This is a genomic window from Spiroplasma endosymbiont of Phyllotreta cruciferae, assembly GCF_918697755.1.
Window position 1 is genome coordinate 349,801 of record NZ_OU953854.1, and the last position, 26,341, is coordinate 376,141.

At 26.3% G+C, this 26,341-nt stretch carries 33 protein-coding genes and 5 pseudogenes; 2 read left to right on the plus strand and 36 right to left on the minus strand.

From position 1 onward, the window contains the following. The 36 genes and pseudogenes from NL276_RS02230 to NL276_RS02400 form a co-directional block, all read right to left on the minus strand. Positions 1–385, minus strand: a 385-nt coding sequence (locus tag NL276_RS02230) for a DDE-type integrase/transposase/recombinase (protein ID WP_253301817.1), incomplete at its 3' end; no start/stop codon positions are given. Between the two features lie 12 nt (positions 386–397). Next, positions 398–718, minus strand: a pseudogene (locus NL276_RS05140) (IS3 family transposase); the annotation flags it as partial. After that, entirely contained in the window at positions 685–948 is a 264-nt protein-coding gene (locus tag NL276_RS02235; RefSeq protein WP_253301010.1) for a transposase family protein, read from the minus strand. The pseudogene NL276_RS05140 and the gene NL276_RS02235, both read right to left, overlap by 34 nt. Before the next feature lie 425 nt (positions 949–1,373). Next, a pseudogene (arcC, locus tag NL276_RS05145) lies at positions 1,374–2,306 on the minus strand (carbamate kinase). Positions 2,307–2,330: 24 nt separating this feature from the next. Continuing rightward, positions 2,331–2,792, minus strand: coding sequence for a hypothetical protein (locus NL276_RS02250; RefSeq protein WP_253301819.1), 462 nt, complete (start codon positions 2,790–2,792; stop codon positions 2,331–2,333). Positions 2,793–2,826: 34 nt separating this feature from the next. Further along, a complete protein-coding gene (locus tag NL276_RS02255) occupies positions 2,827–3,822 on the minus strand; it encodes a hypothetical protein (RefSeq protein ID WP_253301820.1) in 996 nt (331 codons plus the stop codon). Positions 3,823–3,860: 38 nt separating this feature from the next. Further along, a pseudogene (gene argF / locus NL276_RS02260) lies at positions 3,861–4,864 on the minus strand (ornithine carbamoyltransferase). 38 nt (positions 4,865–4,902) lie between these two features. Then, a pseudogene (locus tag NL276_RS02265) lies at positions 4,903–6,101 on the minus strand (arginine deiminase). 327 nt (positions 6,102–6,428) lie between these two features. Further along, complete coding sequence (locus NL276_RS02270) at positions 6,429–7,304, minus strand: hypothetical protein (RefSeq protein WP_253301821.1); 876 nt, start codon at positions 7,302–7,304, stop codon at positions 6,429–6,431. 148 nt (positions 7,305–7,452) lie between these two features. Continuing rightward, positions 7,453–7,992 carry a spiroplasma phage ORF1-like family protein gene (locus NL276_RS02275; protein ID WP_253301822.1) on the minus strand — a complete coding sequence of 180 codons (540 nt, stop codon included), beginning with the start codon at positions 7,990–7,992 and terminating at the stop codon, positions 7,453–7,455. Between the two features lie 6 nt (positions 7,993–7,998). After that, on the minus strand, positions 7,999–8,880 hold the full coding sequence (locus NL276_RS02280) for a hypothetical protein (RefSeq protein ID WP_253301823.1): 882 nt from the start codon (positions 8,878–8,880) through the stop codon (positions 7,999–8,001). A 13-nt stretch (positions 8,881–8,893) separates the two neighbouring features. After that, positions 8,894–9,130, minus strand: coding sequence for a hypothetical protein (locus NL276_RS02285; protein WP_253301824.1), 237 nt, complete (start codon positions 9,128–9,130; stop codon positions 8,894–8,896). Next, positions 9,130–9,423 carry a hypothetical protein gene (locus tag NL276_RS02290; RefSeq protein ID WP_253301825.1) on the minus strand — a complete coding sequence of 98 codons (294 nt, stop codon included), beginning with the start codon at positions 9,421–9,423 and terminating at the stop codon, positions 9,130–9,132. Before NL276_RS02290 ends, NL276_RS02285 begins: the two co-directional genes overlap by 1 nt. Then, on the minus strand, positions 9,416–9,787 hold the full coding sequence (locus NL276_RS02295) for a hypothetical protein (RefSeq protein WP_253301826.1): 372 nt from the start codon (positions 9,785–9,787) through the stop codon (positions 9,416–9,418). Before NL276_RS02295 ends, NL276_RS02290 begins: the two co-directional genes overlap by 8 nt. A gap of 24 nt (positions 9,788–9,811) precedes the next feature. Beyond that, positions 9,812–10,426 carry a hypothetical protein gene (locus tag NL276_RS02300; protein WP_253301827.1) on the minus strand — a complete coding sequence of 205 codons (615 nt, stop codon included), beginning with the start codon at positions 10,424–10,426 and terminating at the stop codon, positions 9,812–9,814. A gap of 2 nt (positions 10,427–10,428) precedes the next feature. After that, positions 10,429–10,638 carry a DUF2649 family protein gene (locus NL276_RS02305; RefSeq protein WP_253301828.1) on the minus strand — a complete coding sequence of 70 codons (210 nt, stop codon included), beginning with the start codon at positions 10,636–10,638 and terminating at the stop codon, positions 10,429–10,431. Positions 10,639–10,857: 219 nt separating this feature from the next. After that, positions 10,858–11,067: a hypothetical protein gene (locus NL276_RS02310; RefSeq protein ID WP_253301829.1), complete on the minus strand. Its 210-nt coding sequence runs from the start codon at positions 11,065–11,067 to the stop codon at positions 10,858–10,860. A gap of 125 nt (positions 11,068–11,192) precedes the next feature. Continuing rightward, positions 11,193–11,384, minus strand: coding sequence for a hypothetical protein (locus NL276_RS02315; protein ID WP_253301830.1), 192 nt, complete (start codon positions 11,382–11,384; stop codon positions 11,193–11,195). 226 nt (positions 11,385–11,610) lie between these two features. Then, positions 11,611–11,838 carry a hypothetical protein gene (locus tag NL276_RS02320; protein WP_253301831.1) on the minus strand — a complete coding sequence of 76 codons (228 nt, stop codon included), beginning with the start codon at positions 11,836–11,838 and terminating at the stop codon, positions 11,611–11,613. Further along, positions 11,822–11,962: a hypothetical protein gene (locus NL276_RS02325; RefSeq protein ID WP_253301832.1), complete on the minus strand. Its 141-nt coding sequence runs from the start codon at positions 11,960–11,962 to the stop codon at positions 11,822–11,824. Before NL276_RS02325 ends, NL276_RS02320 begins: the two co-directional genes overlap by 17 nt. Before the next feature lies 1 nt (position 11,963). Further along, entirely contained in the window at positions 11,964–12,125 is a 162-nt protein-coding gene (locus NL276_RS02330; protein ID WP_253301833.1) for a hypothetical protein, read from the minus strand. A gap of 573 nt (positions 12,126–12,698) precedes the next feature. Next, positions 12,699–12,899: a hypothetical protein gene (locus NL276_RS02335; RefSeq protein ID WP_253301834.1), complete on the minus strand. Its 201-nt coding sequence runs from the start codon at positions 12,897–12,899 to the stop codon at positions 12,699–12,701. An 80-nt stretch (positions 12,900–12,979) separates the two neighbouring features. Next, positions 12,980–13,204 (minus strand): hypothetical protein, encoded by a 225-nt coding sequence (locus NL276_RS02340; protein WP_253301835.1) that lies wholly within the window; start codon positions 13,202–13,204, stop codon positions 12,980–12,982. A gap of 189 nt (positions 13,205–13,393) precedes the next feature. Next, positions 13,394–13,783 (minus strand): rolling circle replication-associated protein, encoded by a 390-nt coding sequence (locus NL276_RS02345; protein WP_253301836.1) that lies wholly within the window; start codon positions 13,781–13,783, stop codon positions 13,394–13,396. Positions 13,784–13,912: 129 nt separating this feature from the next. Further along, on the minus strand, positions 13,913–14,464 hold the full coding sequence (locus NL276_RS02350; protein WP_253301837.1) for a DDE-type integrase/transposase/recombinase: 552 nt from the start codon (positions 14,462–14,464) through the stop codon (positions 13,913–13,915). Positions 14,465–14,476: 12 nt separating this feature from the next. After that, positions 14,477–14,797: pseudogene (locus NL276_RS05150) on the minus strand (IS3 family transposase); the annotation flags it as partial. After that, a complete protein-coding gene (locus tag NL276_RS02355) occupies positions 14,764–15,027 on the minus strand; it encodes a transposase family protein (protein WP_253301010.1) in 264 nt (87 codons plus the stop codon). The gene NL276_RS02355 and the pseudogene NL276_RS05150, both read right to left, overlap by 34 nt. 382 nt (positions 15,028–15,409) lie before the next feature. Continuing rightward, entirely contained in the window at positions 15,410–16,411 is a 1,002-nt protein-coding gene (gene gap / locus NL276_RS02360; RefSeq protein ID WP_253301838.1) for a type I glyceraldehyde-3-phosphate dehydrogenase, read from the minus strand. Between the two features lie 132 nt (positions 16,412–16,543). Further along, positions 16,544–16,825 (minus strand): hypothetical protein, encoded by a 282-nt coding sequence (locus NL276_RS02365; protein WP_253301839.1) that lies wholly within the window; start codon positions 16,823–16,825, stop codon positions 16,544–16,546. 27 nt (positions 16,826–16,852) lie between these two features. Beyond that, entirely contained in the window at positions 16,853–17,179 is a 327-nt protein-coding gene (locus NL276_RS02370; protein WP_253301840.1) for a hypothetical protein, read from the minus strand. Continuing rightward, positions 17,154–18,065 (minus strand): ATP-binding protein, encoded by a 912-nt coding sequence (locus NL276_RS02375; RefSeq protein ID WP_253301841.1) that lies wholly within the window; start codon positions 18,063–18,065, stop codon positions 17,154–17,156. Before NL276_RS02375 ends, NL276_RS02370 begins: the two co-directional genes overlap by 26 nt. 27 nt (positions 18,066–18,092) lie before the next feature. Then, entirely contained in the window at positions 18,093–19,334 is a 1,242-nt protein-coding gene (locus tag NL276_RS02380) for a DnaD domain protein (RefSeq protein WP_253301842.1), read from the minus strand. 165 nt (positions 19,335–19,499) lie between these two features. Further along, positions 19,500–20,258 (minus strand): folate family ECF transporter S component, encoded by a 759-nt coding sequence (locus NL276_RS02385; protein WP_253301001.1) that lies wholly within the window; start codon positions 20,256–20,258, stop codon positions 19,500–19,502. Between the two features lie 4 nt (positions 20,259–20,262). After that, positions 20,263–21,387, minus strand: a complete 1,125-nt coding sequence (locus NL276_RS02390) for a bifunctional folylpolyglutamate synthase/dihydrofolate synthase (protein WP_253301002.1) — start codon at positions 21,385–21,387, stop codon at positions 20,263–20,265. A gap of 3 nt (positions 21,388–21,390) precedes the next feature. Further along, the gene (gene uvrA / locus NL276_RS02395) at positions 21,391–24,237 is read right to left on the minus strand and encodes an excinuclease ABC subunit UvrA (protein WP_253301003.1); all 2,847 of its coding nucleotides are present in this window, start codon (positions 24,235–24,237) and stop codon (positions 21,391–21,393) included. A gap of 117 nt (positions 24,238–24,354) precedes the next feature. Continuing rightward, entirely contained in the window at positions 24,355–24,678 is a 324-nt protein-coding gene (locus NL276_RS02400) for a hypothetical protein (RefSeq protein ID WP_253301004.1), read from the minus strand. A gap of 794 nt (positions 24,679–25,472) precedes the next feature. Between NL276_RS02400 and NL276_RS02405 the strand changes: the two genes are divergently transcribed. Together NL276_RS02405 and NL276_RS02410 are read left to right on the plus strand one after the other, a co-directional pair. Then, entirely contained in the window at positions 25,473–25,970 is a 498-nt protein-coding gene (locus NL276_RS02405; protein WP_253301005.1) for a helix-turn-helix domain-containing protein, read from the plus strand. Between the two features lie 181 nt (positions 25,971–26,151). Beyond that, entirely contained in the window at positions 26,152–26,340 is a 189-nt protein-coding gene (locus NL276_RS02410; protein WP_253301006.1) for a hypothetical protein, read from the plus strand. Position 26,341: the final 1 nt, after the last annotated feature.

Below are 26,341 nucleotides of genomic sequence, written 5' to 3' on the forward strand. Positions count from 1 at the left end.
TTTTCCCCATTGAAATTATAATACCGTTAGATACACATTTATCGAGATAAATAGCGGATGTGTATTGATATCCGTGGTCTGAATGAATTATTATTCCATTCAGATCTTTTTTTATTAATTTTATTTTATTAATTGCATCATTTAAATTATCTATTACTAATTTATTGTCATTATATTTAGATCACTTTACATCAACTATTTCTTTAGTATATCCATCAATAATTGTTGATTGATAATATTTTTCTCTTTTTCAAATTAAATATGTTACATCAGTATATAGCACTGAAAACCTTGTTTTTATATCATTGAATTTACGATTAATTAAATCAGGATATTGCAATAAACTTTTTTCTTTATTCTGTTTATATTTCATTTTTCTTCTCATTTTTCTTACATATTCAGGTTGTATTTGATTATAACGCATAATCCTTAAAACTTTTTTTGAATTATATTTTATATCATAATCTTCTTTTAAATATTTAGTAATTCTTCGATATCCAAATTGTTTTAAATTTTCTTCATAGACTTTTACAATATCATTTATTGCTTCTTTATCTTTTTTGCTACTGTCATAATTTTTATATTTATCTCAATAACTACGTTTTAACCCCGTTACTTCTAATAATAATTTTATTGAATATTCATGACAATTTTGTTTAATAAAAGAGACGATTCTTAGTTTGCTTAATTGTAAAAGTCATGGAGCTTTTTTAATAATTCATACCTTGTTTTATAATATTCTAAATCTCTTTTACCAAAAGAGATTTTAGGTCCTTTATGATTGTTTAATTTTCCTTTTTTATGATTTGCTCATCAAGATTCTACTGTATTTGCATTTAGATTATATTGTTTTGCTACTACTCAACAACTTTTTTGTTTAATTTCCTCAATGATTTTTGTTCTAAATTCTGATGTATATTTGTTATATTTTTGACCTTTTCTTGCCATATAAAATGCACCTCCTTTAAAAGTTTAGCAAAGTCTTTTTTTACTTTACTTACTTTTTGGGGTGCACTCTATTAGCCACTCCACTATATGTCTAAATTATTCTATTCGGATGATTCTTTATATATGTAAATAACTTGTAATAGAAGGGTGATTATTTTCAGAATGTCACCAATGATTTATAACAATTCCATTAAAAAAATTACCGCCTAACTATTTGGAAAAACAATTATGAAGTAGTTAAAACTCTTAGCATAATTATAACATAGCAAAGTTAAAAACCATACTCGTTACCTTTCTTGAATTATATTGTAGTTTTGGGATAAAAAAATAAGGGAGCGCCCCCCTATCTAATTAATCTATTACTATTTTAATAATATATTAAAAATAAAAAAAGTATTTTTTTAAAATACTTTTTTATAAATAAACTATTTTTTTATCGTTGTTCCCGCACTACCAGCTAATGCTGCTTTTGCTTGTGCTAATTCGGCAATAATGGCAACTGTTTTAGCACCTGAACTTGCAAATTTCATTGCGGCTTGCACTTTCTGCAACATACTACCTGGTGCAAATTGATTTTCAGCAATGTATTTATCAGCATCAGCTAATGTTAACACATCTAAAGCCTCTTGATTAGGTTTACCATAATTAATTGCAACTTTCGCAACTGCGGTTAAAATCATTAGTTTATCTGCCTTAATTAATTCTGCTAATTTTGCACTAGCAAAATCTTTATCAATTACAGCCGGAACACCCTGATAACCATTAGCGGTTTTTACAACGGGAACTCCCCCACCACCAACAGTAATAACAATATGTCCTTTACTAATTAAATCTTCAATAATTTGTTTTTCAACAATATTAACGGGTTGTGGCGAAGCAATTACTCGTCGCCATCCTCGTCCAGCATCTTCTTTAACTGTAAAACCGTTCTTTGCTGCTAATGCCTTTGCTTCTGCTTCCGGATAAAAAGCACCAATTGGTTTTGTTGGATTATTAAAAGCATGATCTTTTTAGTCAACTTCAACTTGCGTTACAATCATCACAACATTTTTATTAATTTTTCGTTTATTTAATTCATTTAAAATTGCATTTTGTAAATGATATCCAATATAAGCTTGTGACATTGCGCCACATTCTGGAAATGGCATCATTGGAATTTTATTATTAACATGTGATGCTTCATCAAATACATTGTTAATCATTTCAACTTGTGGTCCATTTACATGCGCAATGATTAACTCATCACCGTTTTCAATAATATCAACCATTGCTTTTGCGTTATCTTTTACAATTTCTTGTTGTTCAGTTAGGGAGTTTTCTAAAGCGTTTCCCCCTAACGCAACAACTATTCTTGCCATAAATTTACATATCCTTTCTTATTATTAGAATCAAGGCCCAGTATTTGAAATTGGTAATAAAGTACCGATTGCCAACAAGACAATTGACCCAACAGTAATCCCAACAAGCAATGGCCATGATGCTTTAATAAAGCGATCATATGGAACTTTTGAGATTGATAATGCTGCCATTAAAATTGCACTAGTTGGTGAAATTAAGTTAATAATTCCATTAGCAAATGAAAAGGCAGTAATTGTTCCTGATGCTAATCCAGTTGAAACTCCATTCACAACTGGTCCTAAAATTGGAAAGACCGCTGTTGCAATTCCTGAAGTTGATGGAATTACAAAGGAAATAATTAAGAAGAAGAAGAACGCCACCATAATAAAGCCAGTTTTTCCTAATGACGACATTGGTGAAGATAATCCACTAACTAATTTAGTTTGCATTCCAGTATTAGTCATAATAAAACCAATCCCAGCAGCAAACGCAAAAATTAAACACACTGATAAAATATCAGCTGATCCACGAATAAAACTATTAACATAGTTTTCTTCTTCCTTTTCAGTTAATTAATGCAATAATGATTGACGCAATAAAGAATAACGCCGAAATTTCCATAAAATATCATTGGACTAATGGCGCAAAAAAACGTGCAATTCATGGAGCATGTTTACTAACTAACTCTGTAAAATAAACAAATATCGGAATTCCAAATTTATCTCACCCAATTAAGGCAAAAATCATTAAAACAAATGCAATCATAAAAATGGACATAATTGCTTTTCGTTTCTTATTATATTCAGGTAAATCAGCAGCAATTGCAAATTCTGCTTCATAGAAATCTTTTTTATCAAATAATGGTGATTTCCCCGGAGTACGACGAACTCGTAACGCATATCAAACAACAAAGGCAATTCCCCCTGCCGTTAGTAATAGTCATGATACTACTCTTCAAACAATTCCTGTTGATGATGTTAAATCAAGAACACCAGCATTAGAAACTGCAATTTGAACTACAAATGGGTTTAAAGTTGACCCAATGCATCCAATTCCAGCTCCCAACAAAATTGTCATAACATCTGTCAAGACATCAAATCCAGCAGCTAATAAAACCGGAATAATAACAGGACATAACGCAATCGTTTCTTCTCCCATTCCGTAAGTTGTTCCTCCAACTGAAAATAAAAACATTACAATTGGAATAATTAAAATTTCGCTACCTTTCATTTTTGCTACTAATCGCCCAATTCCGGCATCTAATGCTTTGGATTCAATAACAATTCCTAAGAATCCTCCCAGCACCAAGATAAAGACAATAACATCAACTTTATCTTTAAATCCTTCCATTAGGGCTAAAAATAAGTCGAAAATCCCAGCTGGTCCTCCAGCATGCTTTTTTCCATCCGCATCAGCATAAGACCTTGTTGTTCCTGGAATTCAAGAAATAATAATAATTAACAACGTAATTCCTAATAAAATTGTGAATGCTGTTGGTAATTTAAACTTAAACTTCTTTTTATTTTTTACATCCATTTCTGAAAACCTTTCTGAATTATATTTTTCAATAAATTCTAACCACGAATTGTTGCTAGCATTACTGCTTTAATAGTGTGTAAACGATTTTCCACTTCTTCAAAAACACGCGAATATTTTGATTGAAATACTTCATCAGTAACTTCCAATTCACCAGTTCCTCCGAATTGTTTAATCACTTGTTGTGCAGTATCAGTTTCAGCATCATGGAAACTTGGTAAACAATGCAAGAAAATAACATCTTCTTTTGCTTGTTTCATTTTTTACATTGTTACTTGGTATGGTGTTAAATCTTTAATTCTTTGACCTCACACTGATGGATCTTCTCCCATCGATACTCATACATCAGTTGCAATAGCATCGGCATCTTTTGCTGCTGTTTTATGATCTTCAGTCAAAGTAATTGATCCACCATGTTCTTTTGCAATAGCTTCTACTTTTTTTAACAATTCTTTGTCTGGTCATAAATCTTTTGGTGCACAAGCAACAAAATGCATTCCTAATTTAGCACTAACAACCATATAACTATTTGCCATATTAAAACGCGAATCTCCAAAGTAAACAAATTTTAAACCCTTCATGTTACGACGACCTTTTTCTTCTTGCAATGTTAAAATGTCAGCTAACATTTTTGTTGGGTGAAATTCATCAGTTAAACCGTTTCAAACTGGTACTCCTGAATATTTTGCTAAAGCTTCAACATCAGTCTGTTTGAAACCACGGAATTGAATTCCATCAAACATTCTTCCTAATACTTTTGCTGTATCTTCAATTGATTCTTTTTTCCCATTTGACTACCGCTTGGCCCTAAATAAACGGGGTGCATTCCTAAATAAAATGCTCCTACTTCAAATGCACATCTTGTTCGTGTTAAATCCTTTGCAAATAACAAAGCAAAAGATTTACCAGCTAATGGTTTTTGTTCTGTTCAAGCATATTTTGCATCTTTCAATTGTTTTGCTAAATCTAATAAATAATAAATTTCTCTTTGTGTGAAATCTAATAAAGTTAAAAAACTTCTTCCTTTTAAATTTACAGCCATATTATTTTTTCTCTCCTTTTAAATATAATATTAATGTTTTAAATATCTTCTCTTCAAATTGGCATTGACACACAACGAGGTCCACCACGTCCTCGTGATAATTCAGATGAATCAATGACATAAACTTTAACTCCTGCTGCTTTTAATTCTTCAATCGTAATATGATTACGTGAATAAGCAATTACTTCACCGGGGCGAACTGTAATTACATTTGTTCCATCATTTCATTGTTCTCTTGCTTGGGCAATTGGATCTTCTTCACCACATTTAAAAATATGTACTGGTTTCCCTACTTCTGCTGATAAATAATCTTTAATTGTTTCTTTAATTTCTGTAACCCCATTTTTGTGATCTCAAAAATTTTAAATTCACCCATTGCTTCAAAAATTAATGGATGAGCAATAAATTTATCATAGTCAATGTTTGTAAAAACAGTATCTAAGTGCATAAAAGCACGATTTTTTGTTTTTAAATCTAACGCAATTACTTTTTCGTAACTAACTGAATCATTTTCAATTAAATTTTTTGCTACCTTTTTAATTGCTTCCATTGATGTCCGTTGTGATGCGCCAATAATTAATGTTTTTTTGTTTAAGACTAAAATGTCTCCACCTTCTAAAGTTTCTTTTTCATCACGACTATATCAATAATTAATTTTATCTTTAAAACATGGGTGATGTCTTAAAACAACATCAGAAAATAATGTTTCACGATTTCTTGTTACAGTAAACATTTTGTGGATAGTTGTTCCATTCCCAATTTATGCAAATGGATCACGTTGAAATAAAATATTTGGTAGGGGGTCAACCGCTAACGGATAATCATCAGTTATCTCAACTCCTAATTCATATTTTGTCACTCCCGCAATCATTTTATTAACAAGAGCTTGATTATCTAATTTGTCTAAATAAGTACGTAATTTACTAATATACTCTGCTTTTGCACCAGATTCTTTTAAAAATTGGTCTAGTAAAGTTTGCCGCATTTTTGAATCAGTTTCTAAAACTTCAGCGACTAATTTTTCAATATATAAAACTTCTACGCCTAAATCTTTAAAAACTTTTGCAAAAGCATCATGTTCTTTTTGCGCAACTGCTAAATCTGGTGTATCATCAAACAATAACCTTTCTAACAAATCTGGTGATAAATTAGCCAATTCATCGCCAGGTCGATGTAATAAAACGATTTTTAGTTTGCCGATTTCTGAGTAAACATTAATACCATATTTTTCTGCCATGTTACATTTCCTCTTTCTTTCTACGTTAATCTTTAATAAAATACTTTAACAAAAATATTTTATTAAAAAATTTTAAAGAATATGTAAATAATTGTAAAAAAAGTAAAAAACAAGTTGTTTTTAAATATGCAGGATGCTTATCAAGTTGTAATATTTGAATATCATTTAAATAAATATACTTTTTTGTATTCGTTGTTCTCCTAGCACAATATATATTTATTGAACAATATGACTTTTACATATTGAAGAAGTAAAGATGCCATTCCTTACTTTTTTATCCTTATATGTTTATAATATACTCTTTTAAATAAAAAAACAATAAATTTCTTATTGTTTTGCAGTATTGATAATATTAGTTGAAGTTAAAATATTCATTAACAAATCATGTAAACACTGAATAATTTGCACTAATGGAACAACTTTGTTTCGATAATATGCTGTTTTTTGAGCAATTTCTAATCGTTTTTCTGGGGTTAAACCAAGAACAAACTTGTGATAAGCTTGTACTTCCTCAATAATTTTTGTTTTATTAAATTCTGGTAACTTAATTTTTCCCTCATTAAAATCTTTTTCAATTTTATCAATATTTTCTAATTGTGCTTTTAATTTTTCTTCTTCTTGATCAACTGAAAATTCAGTTAAAACAATATCACGCTGTAAGAATAATCCTAATTGGTTTACTAAATTTCAAATTTCTAACGCATCAGTTGCTTGGTTAATATCTTCTAAACATTTATCAAGGGCTGAATCTAAACCTTTAATTTCCTCATCATAAATTTTTGTTAATTCAATAATTTCTACTTTCATCATATCTACGAAAAGTTTATTTAAATCAACTGGACTTGATTCCTTGGCACTAGTCATAAAATCATTTAAAAAACGAGGTAGCGGAATAATTGCATTAAATAATTTACTTACTTCAATTAATGTTGTCACTTTTTTTTGATCAACTTCTTCTGGTTTTTTGTCTTCTAAATATTCAGCCCTAATATCATCAAATAAAGGTTTAATTTCTGTTTTAACAAAATTAAATAAATCTTCAAAATTAGTTTTAAATTTAGCTCCTGCTAAAAATGCCTCAATTTTTTGATTTTTTTCTGCAGTATCCTTTTGATAATCTGCTTCAAAAAGATTAATATATTTTGTTAAATAATTCATCATTCCTTTTTCAACATCTGCTCAGAAATTATTCTGTTGTGTCATAATATCATATCCCTCTATTTCTATAAATTACTATCAAGTAAGGGGGTGTTGCCCCTAAGTCGCTACGCGACTTTTACCCGTTTAAGTAAGGTGGTGCGTGGATAAACCACCACACCGCCTTACTTTTTTTTACTAACAACATTATATACTAAAAATAGCGTAAAAGTCCATTAACAATTGCTAACACTAAAATATAACTTAACATAATTTTAAATGTAATATCAAAAGCAAACAAATTACCAATATTATTAAACAATTCAGAGACATTACTAAATACGTGTACTATCCCATTAACAAAATTATAAACATCTTTCATACCAGGCAAATTGTTAACTAATCAAATACCTGCATTTTCAATATGGCAAGCAATATTATATCAACTACAATTTTTATATGGTATTTTCCAAATATCACCACCATTAATCTCATTGTTTCAATCAGTAGCATTATAAATGCTAAAATTAAACCCAAAAAGATATAAAGTAGATTTACTAGGCAAATTTTTACTTTGAAAAGTAATTATATTAAAACCATGGTATTTATTAGTATCTGTTGTCATATCAAGAATTTTAACTTTACTTCCATAACCTCCATTACCATTACCAGGCAATACATCAGTTAAATAATCTCAATTTGATAAATAAGAATAATAATTATCATTTGAATTTATTTTAAAAGCATTTGCCAATTTTACTTAATATTGTGGGTCAGTACTATTACTAACTCAAAAATTAAAAAGCATTGACTTAGGATATAATAAAAAACCATTTTTTATAAAAAACGAAAAACCTAAATTCCCAGTTAAACTAGTAAAAATTAGATATTCTTTATAATTAGAAACATCAAATAAAGTTCTTAAAACATTAGAATAAAAATAATCTAAAAGTTTAAACAATAAATCTAAATCATTAAAATTATCAGTTAATTTATTATTAACATAAAACTTAAAATTATATTGTTTTAAATTATTTAAATTAATTACATTACGATAATTAAAATTAAACATTAAAAAATTTAAATCAAAATTTCTTGGACTTTGATTAGCAAAAAACGGAACAAAAAATAAAGATAAACCATTCATATTTAAAGTAAACTTATATTTTATTCCATTAAATAAAATTTTAAAACCTATTGATTCACTAACACTACCACCCTTATCTGGTTTTAAATAAAATTGATTATACGGATTAGGGTCATTACCATTTTGAGTTTTATTTCATCAAGTTAAATAAAAATCATCTTTTAAAGTACTTAAAATAATTTTTTTAAATAAATAATTAGTATCATTTTTATTAACACTTACACCACTATACAAAGGAGTTTGAATTCCAAAACTAAACGCATAATTACTAGGTGCTAAATCTTGCATAAAATAATCTTGTCGCAACATTAAACTACTTTGAATATCATATTTATTTAAATCAGAATATAATAAATCTTTAAAAACATCATTATTTTTCAATTCTAATTTATAAACATTACTAAAATAATTTGTAGTTATAGTACCACAAAAAAGAAATATTCAACCAAACATTAAATAAAAAACAACAAAGATATCTAATAATCGTTTTCGCATTGTTTTAACCCACTTAAAAAATAAAAATAATTCTAATACCCATAATAATAATCCCAAACGCCATATATAACTGGAAAATAGGATGTGTAGCAATAATAAATAACTGTGCTACTAATTTATAAAAATCATTAGCAGACTCCAAATAATGCTTAACAGTAGAAAAACCTAAATCTGTTGCCATAACAATATTATCAATAAAACCAAAACCAACAGTTAAACCAATAACAAAGAAAAATATCAACTTTAACATTATTTATCATTCTCCTTATTATTACTTTTAGAATTATTACTTATATTTTTAACTCCATTAGATATTTGCTTACTTGCTTTTAAAGAAGAGCGAGAAACTGAACTTAAACCACGAGAACTATTAACCAATAACATAATGACATTTATAACACCACCAATTACTCACAACACAAATAAAGGAATATATGTACCAGGCAATTTTAATGCTCACATTCAGTCCATAATTTTCATAAAAATATCAACTACAACATTAATTGCACCATTTCATACATCATTAGCAAGTAAATTAATCATTATCTAACTCCCCCAAGTTTTTTAATAAATGTTCCATACCCATTTCTCGCAATTCATTAATTTTAATATCTTTTTTAACAATACTAGGTCAATTTTGTTTAGTATAACTTGGTAATTTATCATTTTTTAAATCACGCACAAACTTTAAATACTTACTATCATATTGCATTGCAATAGATAAAGGAATTGTTATTTTAACAAAATTAATGCCAATATCTTTATTAGTTTTTTTACGAACTCTTTTACCGTTTGCTGTTCGTTTAACTGTTTCAGTTTTTCATACTAAATAATCGTCTAAATCATCAAAAAAACCTATTTTCATTTTAAAATAAGGAAAAAATATACTAGGTTTAATACATTGCATAGGAACAATAATCATATTAGCAATTTATCTATATTCAACCCAATTCTGATTAATTCGTTGTCCGGCAAAAACAATATTATTGTCAAACTGACGACATAATAAAAAATATGGAATTAAACCACTAAACTTTTTATTATTTTCTTCCGGTTTAGCACCATTCATATACAAAAATATTTCATCAAATAAAATTAAACTATCATTTGGCGGTATCTTATAATTTTTATTTTTAAAGTCTAAATGGTTTAAACCTAAAACTCCAATTTTTTCATCATTAATAAAATAATTAGAATAAACATTATAAAATTTAGCAATTTGCGATAAATAAGTCATCAATAAAGTTTTACCAGTACCCAAAGCACCATTAATAATTGATATTGGACTACTTTTAACAATTTTAATTAATTTCCGTGTTTGAAAAAGATTACTAAAAAAAGACCAAAAGAAAATAATATCAAAAATTACTAAAAAAATAAAAAGGATAATATCAATAACAGATGTAGAACTAAAATATATAAACTGTAAATTAAAACAAACAATAAAAAGATAAAATAAAATATTTTCCATAAATCAATTCACAAACCAATAAAAAACCTTAATATTTTTTTGTCTTCTAAATAAATTAAAATAAATCTTAAACATATCTAAACTACCAAACTTATTGTTTTATATAAAATAAATATTGATAATCAAATTAAGAAAAATACTACTAATCAAACACCTATCATGATCACTGCATAAGTAATACTATCAGTAGAACTACCAACAAAGTTATCAATTTCAGTTTTCGGAATAAAATAAAAAATCTGCAAAAGTCCTTGATATACTCGTTGCAAAAAAACATTTCAATCCATTATTTTATCCACCTAAAAATACAACTTAAAATTAAAAACAACATACCAAAAACAAGTATTAAAAATACAATAAATATAACAATATCTAAAATAATAGGATGATTAACCCCAAAAATAATTGTCATAAATTCATAATATAAATCTCAAACACTTTGCATTTTTCTTATTCCTTTCCTAAATGTTAATTACTAAAATCAAGGTTAGAGTTTACTACAAATATTAATATCCGTGAATTAATTTTCTGATTGTTTCAATTTCTAAAACCATAAACATTAAAACTAACGGAATAATTAATAACATATGTGATCCTAAAAAACCGATAAATCAGTTCGTAAAAGCAATCGCCCAATCAGCAATAATACCAGCAAAATCTGCTATTTGCTTAATAACACTTTCATCAGGGTTATCTGCTAATAAATTTACATTCATCTAAAACTCACTACTTAAATACTAATAACTTACAATAAAACATTGCCATACTCTAACCTTGATTTTAGTAATTAAAACTAAAAATTAAAATCAATTTTATAATTTGGCAATGTATTTGACTGATATTAACTTATTCAATCAACAGATTTATCTGCTTTTTTAATTTTTCGTTTTCCCCATTCTTTAAATTCTACTTTTTTAGAACAATGCGGACAAATTAAATATTTATTTTTAAATTTAAACACTGTGCTTACTGTTAAAAATATCAATAACATAAACATTGTAATAACTAAAACAATCGTTGCAAATACAGTCATTAATTATCACCACCTTTATTTTTTAATTCTGAAATTTCTAACTTTAATTTCTCGTTTTCAAGTTCAAATTTTTCAAGTTCTAATTTTGATTTTTTAATTTCTAATTTTGATTTTTTAATTTCTAATTTTTATTTTTTAATTTCTTTTTTATTAAAAACAGAAAAAATAACATAAGCATATAATAAAATAACTAATAAAAATACAATAATCATTGAAAATATATCCATTATTTTTCATTCTCACTTTCTATGTTTAACATATAATTTTTTACTTGTTTTACTAATAATTTAAAATGTTGTTCTTGCATAACACCAATATCAATAACATTATGACTAAGATATAACTTAATTGCTTTTCTTAACATAAATAATGGTATTTTTGTAGGTAAACATTGATGAATAACATTAACTAAATATTCTAATCGTTGTTTATATAATTTAGTTTGTTTTTTCATTGTTTAACCTAGAATAATATTGATTAATTAAAACAACATTTTCATTAACACAATTTCAGCAATAAGTAGAACCATTTTCTCAAACAGTATCATTAACACAAACCATACATAACTGTTGTTTCATATTAACTATTGCTTTCTGATATTGTTGAACTATTAGAATATTTGTTAATAAAATCTTGCTCGCTATTATTTTCTGCATATGGTTCAACTGTATTAATTTTTCCATCTCATTTAAGCGAAACATAAAATAAATTACCATCAACTAAATAAGGTTTTAATTTCAAATAATTATCATCAATTACTTTAAATCATTTTGACTTTGATAAATCTTTTGTACCTTTAACAGTACCATTTTCTAACTTAATAACTGGTGTAAATGTATAACTATCTCATTTACTTTAATTACCTTTATCATCCTTAATAATTTTATCAGTTGAAATATCTATCAACTGTACTAGAAATCCATTCATAAGATTTCTCCTTTCTTTTAAATAATTTAATTAAATTACTTAAAAGATTTCTTTAAAGTTTAAAACTTAAATATAAAAAAATGATTAATTAAAATTTTGATACAAAATTAGTGTTTTTTATTTGAATAAATTTATAAATAAAAAAACATTTAATTATATCCAAGTTCCGTAGTAGGAAACCTTTTAAGATTTGAAACTCAAACACAATCAAACGTTTAAGTTAAATTAATAATACAATAAAAATTAAAATTGTCAAATTTTCAGCACAAAAATAAATATATTGTAAAATATACATCACAACTTGTTTTTTTTTTTGTTTTAATTAATTTGTGGTGATTGTTGTAGTAGGCAATTGCCACTTTTTTAATGAGTTTTTTACTCATTTTTTTATTTACTATGAATACAACATTTATCTTGTCTTCGATGTTTATACATACCTAAACAATTATTATCCGGACAAAAATAATAATGAGAGTAAGATAACATAGTATCTTTTGCCAAACCATAATACTTATTAAAAGTTGTATTTTTGGTGGTAAAAGTTCAAATTTTACCACATTCTTTACATTTAATATATCTATTTGCCATAAAATTAATCTCCCTTCAAATACGTATTTGAATCAACAAGATTGTACATTCAATTTCGAAATTGAACAAAAAAGCTTTTTTTAACACCTTAAATTTTTAAATTTATTTATATAATTATTAATTATTTTATTATTTTGTTGCCTTAATAGTTTACTTTCGTGTGAAACATATTTTTTATACTCTCTAAATTTATCTAAACCATAATAAATATCGCAACTAAAACCAATTTTATAACCATTTTCATCACCAAAAGCAAAATAATTTAAGTTATCTTTAACAGAATAAATTAAATCTTGTTCTGACAACTCAACAACACCAACTTTTACTTTTGGGTTTTTACAATTTTTACTAAATTGATATGCTTTGATATTTAAATCATAATGATTTTGACTTTTATTATCATTTGCAGTTTTAACAATATATTTGGCAAGATATTTAACTACATCTTCATTCGAACCTGCACGAACTTTAATATTTTTGTTAATACCGTGTTTTTAATATTGTTGTACTACACTATTAGGTATTTTTTGGTTTAATATGATATGAAAATGAACTGCTCCGCGTTTTTGATACTCGTAAGTATACGTATATTTTAAAATTCCTTTATGATGTTTTGATATAATTGGGTTATTTCATCAACGATTAATATTATTAGAAAATAATTTTAAATCATTTTTGCATTTTTTAACATCTTTCTCATTAACTGCATAAGTTAAAGTAAGAAAAGATAAATTTTTACAATTTCAAAAATTTTCATATGCTTTGCGAATACAATTTCCTTGTGAACGAATACGACTATTCCATAATTTTTTATCATTTTTACCCGTATTTTTAATACCAGTTTTATTACGAAGATTATTATTAATCAATTCAAATGGTAACACTATATTTTTAACATAATTACCATAATTAAACCTTTTTTAAATAATATTCTTTTTTAACATAATTTAAAGAATTCATATAATTATTATTAGACTGCACCCATTTTAGTAAGTACTAATAAAAAGTATTTACTATTTTTTTATTATATCTTTTTCTTTACGATTTGAATATCATGTATTTCATTTTATAACATCTTGTATATATTCTTCATGTGAATTATATATTTTATTATGGATTGTAGCTTTCTTAAGTAATGAATGAAAACTTTCTATAACAACATTATCTGCACAGTGGTAATTTTTCCCCATTGAAATTATAATACCGTTAGATACACATTTATCGAGATAAATAGCGGATGTGTATTGATATCCGTGGTCTGAATGAATTATTATTCCATTCAGATCTTTTTTTATTAATTTTATTTTATTAATTGCATCATTTAAATTATCTATTACTAATTTATTGTCATTATATTTAGATCACTTTACATCAACTATTTCTTTAGTATATCCATCAATAATTGTTGATTGATAATATTTTTCTCTTTTTCAAATTAAATATGTTACATCAGTATATAGCACTGAAAACCTTGTTTTTATATCATTGAATTTACGATTAATTAAATCAGGATATTGCAATAAACTTTTTTCTTTATTCTGTTTATATTTCATTTTTCTTCTCATTTTTCTTACATATTCAGGTTGTATTTGATTATAACGCATAATCCTTAAAACTTTTTTTGAATTATATTTTATATCATAATCTTCTTTTAAATATTTAGTAATTCTTCGATATCCAAATTGTTTTAAATTTTCTTCATAGACTTTTACAATATCATTTATTGCTTCTTTATCTTTTTTGCTACTGTCATAATTTTTATATTTATCTCAATAACTACGTTTTAACCCCGTTACTTCTAATAATAATTTTATTGAATATTCATGACAATTTTGTTTAATAAAAGAGACGATTCTTAGTTTGCTTAATTGTAAAAGTCATGGAGCTTTTTTAATAATTCATACCTTGTTTTATAATATTCTAAATCTCTTTTACCAAAAGAGATTTTAGGTCCTTTATGATTGTTTAATTTTCCTTTTTTATGATTTGCTCATCAAGATTCTACTGTATTTGCATTTAGATTATATTGTTTTGCTACTACTCAACAACTTTTTTGTTTAATTTCCTCAATGATTTTTGTTCTAAATTCTGATGTATATTTGTTATATTTTTGACCTTTTCTTGCCATATAAAAATGCACCTCCTTTAAAAGTTTAGCAAAGTCTTTTTTTACTTTACTTACTTTTTAGGGTGCACTCTATATTTTTTTACTCTTTTTTAAATTATCATAAATAAAAACATTATTCATTTTTATAAACTCCTTTCAAATAAAAAAACACTAAATTACATTTAAAAGTTTCGTAGTAGGAAACTATAAATAGTTTGAAACTTTCAATATAATTAAGTGTTATATTTGAAAGTTAATTTTATTGTAATACATAAATTCTAATTTTACAATATATTTTTTAACGATGTACAGTTGTGTTAGTTAATAATTATCATAACATAAGAAATATCTTTTTCTAAAAAAATAAAAAACACTAAAGATTCTTAGTGTTTCTTGCTTTCAATTAAACTGTTGCAAAGTATAATAATGTGCGCACCATTTGTGATACATATGACATTTCATTATCATATCATGCATATACTTTAACTAATTGTTTTCCATCAACTTCAATAATTTTTGTTAATGTTGCATCAAAGATTGATCCGTGTGATTCACCAATAATATCTGATGAAACAATTGGTTGTGTATTATAACCAAAAGTTTCTGATGCAGCTGCTTTCATTGCATTATTAATTTCATCAACTGTTGTTGTTTTTTTCAATTCAACTGCTAAGTCAACGATTGACCCCGTAATTGTTGGTACACGTAATGCCATTCCATCAAATTTACCTTTTAATTGTGGTAATACTAATGCTACGGCTAAGGCTGCTCCAGTTTTAGTTGGAACAATATTAGAAAAGGCAGCACGCGCTCTTCTTAAATCATCATGAGCTAAATCTAATAAACGTTGGTCATTTGTAACAGCATGAACAGTTGTCATATATCCTTTTTCAATTCCAAATTTTTTGTATAGAACCTGAGCCATTGGTGCTAAACAGTTTGTTGTACAACTTGCTCCCGAAATAACCGTATCATCTTTTGTGATATCTTTATGATTAACATTATAAACAATCGTTTTAACATCAGTTCCTTTTGCTGCTGGAGCTGAAATTAAAACTTTTTTTGCTCCTGCTGTAATATGTTGTGAAGATCCTGCTTTATCAGCAAATCTTCCTGTTGATTCAACAACAACATCCACTCCCAATTTCCCTCATGGTAAAGCGGTTGGATCTTTTTCTGCACAAACAATTACTTTTTTCCCATTAACAATAATAGCATTTTCTTCTGAAGAAATTTTTCCTCGCATTCATCCTCCTTGGGCTGAATCAAGTTCTAATAATGTTGCTAATGTTTTTGCATCTGTTAAATCATTAATTGCGACAATTTCAACATTTTTTTCTTCAAATAATTTTCTGAATGCTAAACGGCCAATACGTCCGAACCCGTTAATTGCAATTTTTGTCATCTACTCTTTCTCCTCTACTACTTTAATAACTTAGTCTGCAATAAAACATTGCATACTTACTCTTATTTTACAACCCCATCTCCTAATTTGCAAGAAATTTAGAAAATATCCAAATAAAGCAAACACAAAAAATTAGAAATCTTCATTATGAATTAAAAATTCATTTTGATCACCAACTGCTTCTTCAAATAATAATGGATCACCATATAAGTCTAATGCAATCGCTTCAAAAGCTAAAATTGAATTTGCTTGTTTTAGTTTTTCAAATTCCTTCATCTCCGCTGTATAATATTCTGCCATTTCTGTTAATTCATGTTCTACTTCTGTTCGTGGTTTATGTTTCAATAAACTAAAAGAAGCTTCTAAACTACGATATGCCGGATCATCTTTTGCCGTTAAACCATGCAAAGTCAAATATTCTGCAAGAACTTTTTGTTTTTGTTATTTTAAGATATTAAATTTTTCTAACGGTAAATAATGTTTATCAATAAATGCTTTTTTGTCTTGTTGTCATTCATTTAAAAATAAAATTTTATGTAAATCACGTTCAAAACATTCAAACTTAAATTTATCATATTGGTCTGGTTTATCATAATCAAACCAATAATTTTTAATCAAATATTCTTTTTTGTCTTTTGTTATTACTTTAATTTCAATTTGTGGCTGATACTGATATTTTTGAACATTCAAATATAAAATATCTTGCACATTATTTTTTTGATCATATCATTTAAAAAAATATTTATGTAGTTCATAATTCGGCATCATCATCACTTCTCCTACTATTTCCAATTAATTCTAATTCTGTTGCTAACCCTCGAATTCGATCAACAATTCTAATCGCCTTTAACCTATTAATTTTCTTATCACCAACTTCATTTTTAACATTGGCATAAATGGATATCAACTCTAGTGTTGAAAAATTAGAAGAAAAAAAAGTTGGTAACTGACGAGTAATCCTGTCATTAATAATACGAAACAACAAATCATCACGAACTCATGATGAAACGATTTCTCCCCCAATATCATCCAAGAATAAAACATCGGATCGCAATAAAACTTCAACCAATGAAGATTCGTTATTAAAAACATTAAACGATTCTTTTACTTGATTAATTAAATGAATTAATGAGATAAAAGCAACCTTTTGATTTTTGTTTGCTAAATGATTAGCTAAACAAATTAATAAATAAGTTTTCCCAACACCAGAATCACCATGAAGGTATAATCCTTTTTTCCGTTCACCCCTACTAAATTTCGTCATTTCTTTAATAATTTTCTTCATATTATTAAAATTTGCATCTTTTTCAAGATTATAATTTAACTGTAATTTTAATAATTCATCACTAAAATCATAATATAAGTAATTATTTTTAACTTTATTTTTTTCTTTTATTGCTATTGTATGCTCACATTCAATACGAGTTAAAAATAATTTATTATCTTCTTTTTTAACATAATATTTATAACCTTTAAACTGCTGTTGACATAATGACAAGTCTTGTGTAGGTTCGCAATAATAATAATTATTTAAATATTCCTCAAAGAGTGAACTAAACTTTTCATAATCATTAACGTCAAAAACAATTGCTTGCAAATTAAGCATTAACTCTTCATTACTCTTAATTTGTTCTAACAAATTTAGTTTTGTCATTTCTATGCCCTCTCTTTTTAAAATATTTTATAAGTTTCTTAAATCATCTAATAATTGGTTGAGATCAACCTTTTCTTCTTCTTGTTTTTGTCGTTTTTGTTCATAAAACTTATTATATTCTAATGTTGCCATGTTATTTTTTACTGCTGCTTCTTTAAATTTATAAGTACTACTCTTAATTGTTTCCTTTGCAATTTTATTTTTTTGTGTTTTTGCATAAGCGCTACGCAAATGTTGCATTGCCTTATCAACAGTATCAATTTGTAATTGATTAAAAGTATTGGCAATTTTTTCACAATATTTTCTTTCAATTCGACGTGAATTTTTAAACCAAACATATTCAATTAAACAATTAACAACACCTGGCTTTAATGAATAATTAATAATTAAATCACGAATTAAATCAACTTCCATTGGTGTTGGTTTTGTATTTTCTCGTAATAAGGTTAAATATTCAATCGTATCAATTGATGTCATTTCATTAATTTTTGCTTCTAACATATTTGTTGGTCTTACAATATTTTCTTCATTAACAATTAACTTTAATTGATCTCCGGTTATTTGTTTTTTCAAAATTGTTTTCTGATGAAAATCAGATAATAAATGTTGAAATTTTTCATAATTAAAAATGCGTTTTTGATCAATTAACTCAATACTCTTATAAATAAAAATAGCAAGATTATTTGTTAAAACATGATAATAATTTGCTAATTGAATAATTTTTTCACGATATGGTAGATACAATTTATGATTGGCATTTTTGGTTGCTAAGTACTTATCAATATAAACAAAATCTAAATTAACATTAGCAATATTTAATTGTGGTGATATTTTATCACCAGTCTTAGGGTGCTCCTCTTCAATAAATTTATCTTTAATAATTGTAAAACACTTTACACCAACAATATTTAATAAGTAATCACTTAAGATTTTATTTTCAAAAAAAGCAATTGCAGAAATAGGTAATTGTGGTTTTAAAATATGATGTTTCCCTTTTTCAAGTTTCAACATTTTTAACAACCCAATTGTTTCTAATGTATTTTTTGCTTTTAAAAACTCTTCGTATGTAATTTGTAATAATAATAAAAGATGGTCTAATTGATACTTAATATTTAATTCTAAAACAAAATCTTGTGCCGTAAAAGCAATATATAACATATGTGCTTTATCCCCAATAATTGGACGATATAAACATAAAAGGAGCATACGTTCATCATCTGATAATTGGCTTTCTTGTTTTATTAAATATGTAGCCTCTTTTTCCAACATTTTTTCACATTCCTTCACTTAATCATTAATAATATTACAACTAACAAATAATAAGTAAATATAAATTAACAAAATCATAATATCTTTTTAGTTATCCACAAATGTTTTTAATAAAAATCCCTATTCTTATTAGATTTTTAGAAGTTTTACACATATAAACAATTTTTATTTATAAGGAGACTTATATTTTTTAAGTTTAATTGGTAGTAATATTGAAGTTCAAAATCAAATTGTTCAAAAACAACTGATACGTTTTTTAAATCTAATTAATATTAATTTTAAAGATCTATTTTCTGCACATCATAAATTAATGCTGTGACGTGATGTAATTAATTTATATAAAATGGTAAAACTAGAAATTGCCATTGGTAAATAAATTGCCATTTGAATTGGAAACTTAATTGCTTTTGCAATAAACGTTGTTCCTAACACAACAAAATTTCAACCAATTGAATATAATCATAAAACATTAAATACAAATGAAATTAACACAAACGTAATAATATATAACATAATTGTTTTTATAATTCAAAATCTTTGATTCTTAAACAAAAAAACAACACTACCAATAAAACCATAAAAAGCAAGATTAAAAGCAAAACCAGCATGATAAGTCCCTTGAATATTAACCAACGCTCCTAAAGTATCGGTTGCAATTCCACTCATAACACCAAAGAAAGGTCCAAATAACATTCCAACAACAAAAATCAAAAAGTTACCTAATGCCAATCGAATTCCTCCTGTAATTGTAATTGTATATCCGATTAAATTTGTTAAAATTACTGATAATGCAATCAATAGACTTGTTACGGTCATTGTCAAAATATTAATTTTTTTTAAATTTTTATAATCCAATAAAACGCCTAAACCAAATAAAATGGCAATTCCTAATCAGGCACCAATATTTGTTAATAAATATAACATAATTTTACATCCTTTCTAAATAAAACTGATATACTAACGGAATAAAATATAACGACCCACAAATTAAAATATTTTTTGTCTTATTCTGTAATAATAATTTTTTTCAATTTTTAACTTTATTATGAAAATTAATGTCCGTAATATCTCAGGACATTGGATGCTTAAAAGTAGTAATATACAAATTTGACCCAAAATGTTCTTTTAATAACATTAGATTTTGTAAATAATCTTTCTTTTGGGATGATGCATATAATACTAACACTTCATCATGGTTTAAGTTATTTAACATTTCAAAGGTATGAATACAGGCACGAATTCCTTCTGGATTATGTGCACCGTCAATAATAAAATACGGATTTTTACTCAATTGGGTAAAACGACCCAAGACAGGATTTACTTTTAAAAGTGCATAATTAATTTTAAACTTAAAAACTGTCAGAAATTTAATTACTAGTCCAACATTAAATTCTTGATAATAATTAATTGCTTGCGGGTAAACTTCGCTTGTAATAATTCTATCCGAATTAAGATATTTTGCAATGACAGAAAAATATTTTTGACAACTTGCGCTAATAAAAAGTTGACAATCATTTTTAACAATACCAACTTTATTTTGAATAATACTTTCTAATCTTGTTCCTAAAACTTCAGTGTGATCATAGTCAATTGAAGTTAACAACAATGCTAGTTGGTTATTAAAAACATTAGTTGCATCCAATCGTCCACCAATTCCAGCTTCAATAACAGCAACTTTAATTTGTTGTTCTAAAAAATATTTAATACAAATTAAAACTCAAATTTCAAAAAAAGTTAACTGATAAGTTTTAATATCGTCTTTAATACTTTTAATAATTCGTTTTAAATCATTATCACCAATAAACTGATTATTAATTTTAATTCTTTCATTATGTTTTAAAAATGCGGGTGAAGTAAAAAGACCAACTTTTTTATAATTTAACATTAATTGTCGTTGCAAATAATTAGAAACAGAACCTTTCCCATTAGTTCCAACAACATTAACAACTTGAATTTTATCTTGAGCATTATAATATTTTTCTGCTAATAGTTTTCCTAAATTATATTCTTTCTTAAACAAAGCAGCTTTAAAAAGTTGTTTCTTAACATCCATCAATTATTTTTCCTTATTCAAAAGTGGAGTTAAATATTGTGCCGTATAACTAATATCGCTTTTTACTGCAATTTGTTCTGGAGTTCCTGTCGCAATAACAGTTCCTCCACCAACACCACCTTCTGGTCCTAAATCAATAATATAATCTGCCACTTTAATCACATCTAAGTTATGTTCAATTGTAACAACAGTATCGCCATTATCAACAATTTTATTTAAAACCAACAATAACCTCTTAACATCGTCAACATGTAAACCTGTTGTAGGTTCATCTAATAAAAATAATGTTTTTCCTGTTGTTCGTTTTAATAAGAAAGTTGATAACTTAACCCGTTGTGCTTCTCCACCTGATAATTCGGTTGCTGATTGTCCTAACTTAATATAACCCAAACCAACTTCTTGCATTGTTGCTAACTTTTGGCTAATCTTTGGTTGCTTTGCAAAAAATTCACAAGCTTGATCAACTGTCATTTCTAAAATATCATAAATATTTTTATCTTTAAACTTAACTAATAATGTTTCATCATTATATCTTTTTCCTTCACAAACTTCGCAAGAAACATAAACTGTTGGTAAAAAGTGCATTGAGATTTTAATAATTCCATCACCTTGGCAATTATCACAACGTCCACCAGGCACATTAAAAGAAAAGCGTCCTTTTAAATAACCTCGCGCCTTTGCTTCATTTGTACTTGCAAATAAATCACGTATATCGTCAAACACCGAAGTATATGTCGCTGGATTACTCCGTGGTGTTTTTCCAATTGGATCTTGTGAAATATTAATAACTTTATCAATGTTATCAATTCCAACAATCTTATCATGGGCACCAGGACGATTAGTTGCTAAACCAAGATTCTTTTTAATTCCTTTTCATAAAATTTCATTCATTAAAGTTGACTTTCCACTACCAGAAACTCCGGTTAAACAAACAAATTTATTCAAGGGAATTGTTACATTAATATTTTTTAAATTATTTTCACGTGCTCCTTTAATTTCTAATGTTAAACCATTACCACCACGACGTTTGCTTGGAACAGCAATTTCTAATTCACCAGTTAAATATTTTCCGGTAATTGAATTTGGGTTTTGTTTAATATCATCAATACTTCCAGCCGCAACAACTTCACCACCATTAATTCCTGCTTGTGGACCAATGTCAACAACATAATCACTAGCACGAATAGTGTCTTCATCATGTTCAACAACAATTAAAGTATTCCCTAAATCACGTAAACTTTTTAACGTTTCAATTAGTTTATCATTATCACGTTGGTGTAAACCAATTGATGGTTCATCTAATACATATAGGACTCCGGTTAGCTGACTTCCAATTTGTGTTGCTAATCTAATCCGTTGTGCTTCTCCCCCTGATAAAGTTGAGGCATTACGTGACAATGTTAAATAACTTAAACCAACACGATTTAAAAAATCAAGACGGTTAACTAATTCATTAATTACTAACCGGGCAATTTCTTGTTGTGATTCAGTTAAAATTAAATTTAAAATCTCTTTTAATTCATCTTCAACTGATAAGTCGGTAAAATCAGAAATACTAATATTATTAATTTTTACTGACAATGGAATTTCATTTAACCGTTTTCCCTGACAAGTTCCACATTTTTTATCGGTCATGAACTGTTTATAATATTCCCGAGCAGTTTCACTAGAAGTTTCAGTATAACGCCGCTCAATTAATTGACCAACTCCTTCAATATAATCATATCCACGCATAATATTACCACTTGCTGTTTTAAAATTATATTCAATTGGCTCATCACTACCACGCATTAAATATTCTAATTGCCCTTCTGTTAAATCGCTAACTGGTTGTTCTAAAACAATATGATAATGTTCTGCAAGAACTTTAAATTTTTGCCATTCAATATTTGTTGTGTTAACAATATTTTTTAAATAAACAATTGCCCCTTGTAAGATTGATAATGATCGATTCGGAATTAGTAAATCTTCATCAACTTTTAATTTTACTCCTAACCCTTTACATTCATTACAAGCCCCTGCTGGTGAATTAAAAGAAAATAATCGTGGTTCTAATTCTGGAATCACAAAACCACAAATATTACATGAATAATTTGTTGAAAATAATGTTTCTTTTTGCTGATCAACAAAATCAATTTTTACTAAAGCATTCCCATACTTTAAGGCAACTTCAATTGCATCATGAATCCGACTTAATAACTCTTCAGAATTCTTGTACACTAATCGGTCAATAATAATATCAATGTTTTGTCGTTTATTTTTATCTAACTCAATTTCTTCATCTAATGTTTTAATTTCACCATTAACTTTTACCCGAATAAAACTTTCTTGTTTTAAGCGTGCGAATAAATCTTTAAAACTCCCTTTTTTATAACGCACAACTGGTGATAAAATCATAAACTTTTCGCCTTCATTTAACAATTGTTTTAAATTATTAATAATCTCTTTGATCGTTACTAACTTAATAACATCATGGCCATTAATACAATAAGGAGTTCCAACCCGTGCATATAATAGTCGTAAATAATCATAGATTTCAGTTACTGTTCCAACTGTACTTCGTGGATTATGACTAGTTGTCTTTTGATCAATTGAAATTGCTGGTGATAACCCATCAATTGCATCAACATCTGGTTTTTCATTACCACCTAAAAATTGACGAGCATAACTCGACAAACTTTCAATATAACGGCGACGACCTTCCGCATAAATAGTATTAAAAGCTAGTGATGATTTTCCACTCCCTGACAAACCAGTAAAAACAACTAACTTATCTTTTGGAATTTGAACATCAATATTCTTTAAATTGTTTTCACGCGCTCCTTTAACAACAATTCAATCTTTTCACATTTTTTCACCTTCTTAATTATTATTTTGTAAAAGTAACATAGTAAAATAATATTATTTTTTAAAAATAATGCAAATATAGTTTAAAAAAATCTAACATTTGCTGTCAGATTAATAAAATTAGTTAAGTTCTGTAACAAATTGGCTTACTTTATTTTCAATAAAATAGGCATATTCTTTAACTAATTCTTCTTGTCCTTCTAAGAAGAATAAAATTTTCATGATTTTTTCTTTTAGTTCTGAAACTTCTTCATCACTGCTATAATTTTCAATAAAATAGATTTCAACTAATTGCTCAGCAATTTCTTCATCAGCAACTGATTGTTCATAATAGTTATTGTAATTAGCCTCATTTAAAATTTCACCAACAAAATCTCGAAAAATTTTATCATCATTAATTTTTGTTTTAATTTCTAATAAAAATTCTTTTAATTCTGGTTTCATATTTTCCTCCCTTAATTTTGACTACTTATATTGTACTATATAAATTAATTATTTTCTTGTTTAAATAATTTTCTCGTTTAGTTATAGTTTCGGCTAAATATTTATCAATCATTGCTTGCTTTTCTAAAAATTGACTTTTTGGTCGCATGTAAAAGATTGGGGTATGAAAATATCCAAAGAAATTGAATAAGAATAATAAATTAAACCATTTACTAAAATGGTTTTTTTATTTGTAAAACCAAAATTATTAATTAATTTAATTGATTCAGAGAAAGGACAGCATCTTAAATATTTCTAATAAAAACTTTATAACAACTTTTTGATACCCTCTTTAAGTTGTTTACACATTTATAAATATCTCAGAAATCTTTACAAAATGTCTTCTGTTTTTTCTCATCATTTAAGGTGTTGTCCTTTCTCTGTTTCAGTTAATTATTTTATTAAATAAAACTTAATATTTTATAAATTAGGCGGTCTAGCCCAACGGTAATCAGTCCGGAAATAATAGACGCTTTAACAAGCGATAGTCGTGATAAGTCCAAGGTTAATATCGAACGACAATAAAAAATAGAGATAGTGACTTTATAAATAAATTTGCGTATAGCATTAGGCTCTTCAAGGTGCGAGTGAATTTATTTTAAAAACTGAACGTTTTGACCTGAAATGGTGCGGATGAAGAGAGAGAAAACTCTCTGGCTCCCAACTATAAAAACAACTACACTTTGTAGTACTTTGTAGTTGTTTTATCTTAATTATCATAATTAACAATTTTAAATAAGAGAGGATGAAATATAATGGGAAAAATAAATAATGCAAAAATAGGAACATTTGAATATATGTATTTTGATGAAACGGGTCTTAGAAAAAAGATTTGAAATGCAAAATATAGTGATGAATTTATTATTAATTGTCTAAAAGAATATTATTTTAGTAATTTAACCAGTATGAAAATAGAAGAAAAATATAATTTACCTAATGGAACTGTTAGAGATTTAAATTCAAGATTTAAATATGGTAAAAGTTATCGTTTTTATTGTGAAGGTGGAATTTGTGATCAATTAAAAGAAATAATAAATTTAAAAGATTATATCTGTCTCGATTTAGATAGACTAAACAAAAGTAAATATACTGGTAAATATAATCAAATTAAAAATATGTATTTACAAGGATATAAATATAAAGAAATAACTAAAAAATTAGCTGTACACGACTCTACTATTGCACATGTTATTAAAAGATTTAATTTACCTAGAAGAAGACCTGAATATCATACATTAGATTTTATGTGGTAATTTATTATGAAAAAGTTAAATAAAAAACTATTAATAAATTAAATCAATTAATGTTTAAAAGTTATGCAGTCTCATTTGAAGATATGACTGATGAAAATTGAGCATTAGGAAAAAAGAATTAGGAGGAATTAAATTATGAATAAGAAGATAACAATATTAAATGACAAGGAGATGAATAATAATGATGAATTTAAAAGATTTATTAAATGAAATGTTTGATAATTATCCAGATTGTTATAAAGATTATGGTTTAGCAATTATGGATCGTTATGAAATTGAAGTTGAAAATAAAAAATTAACTCCCGAAGAAATTGATAATCAATTAATTGGTATTAAAGGTATAAAAATTAAAATTAAAGGAGATAAATAAC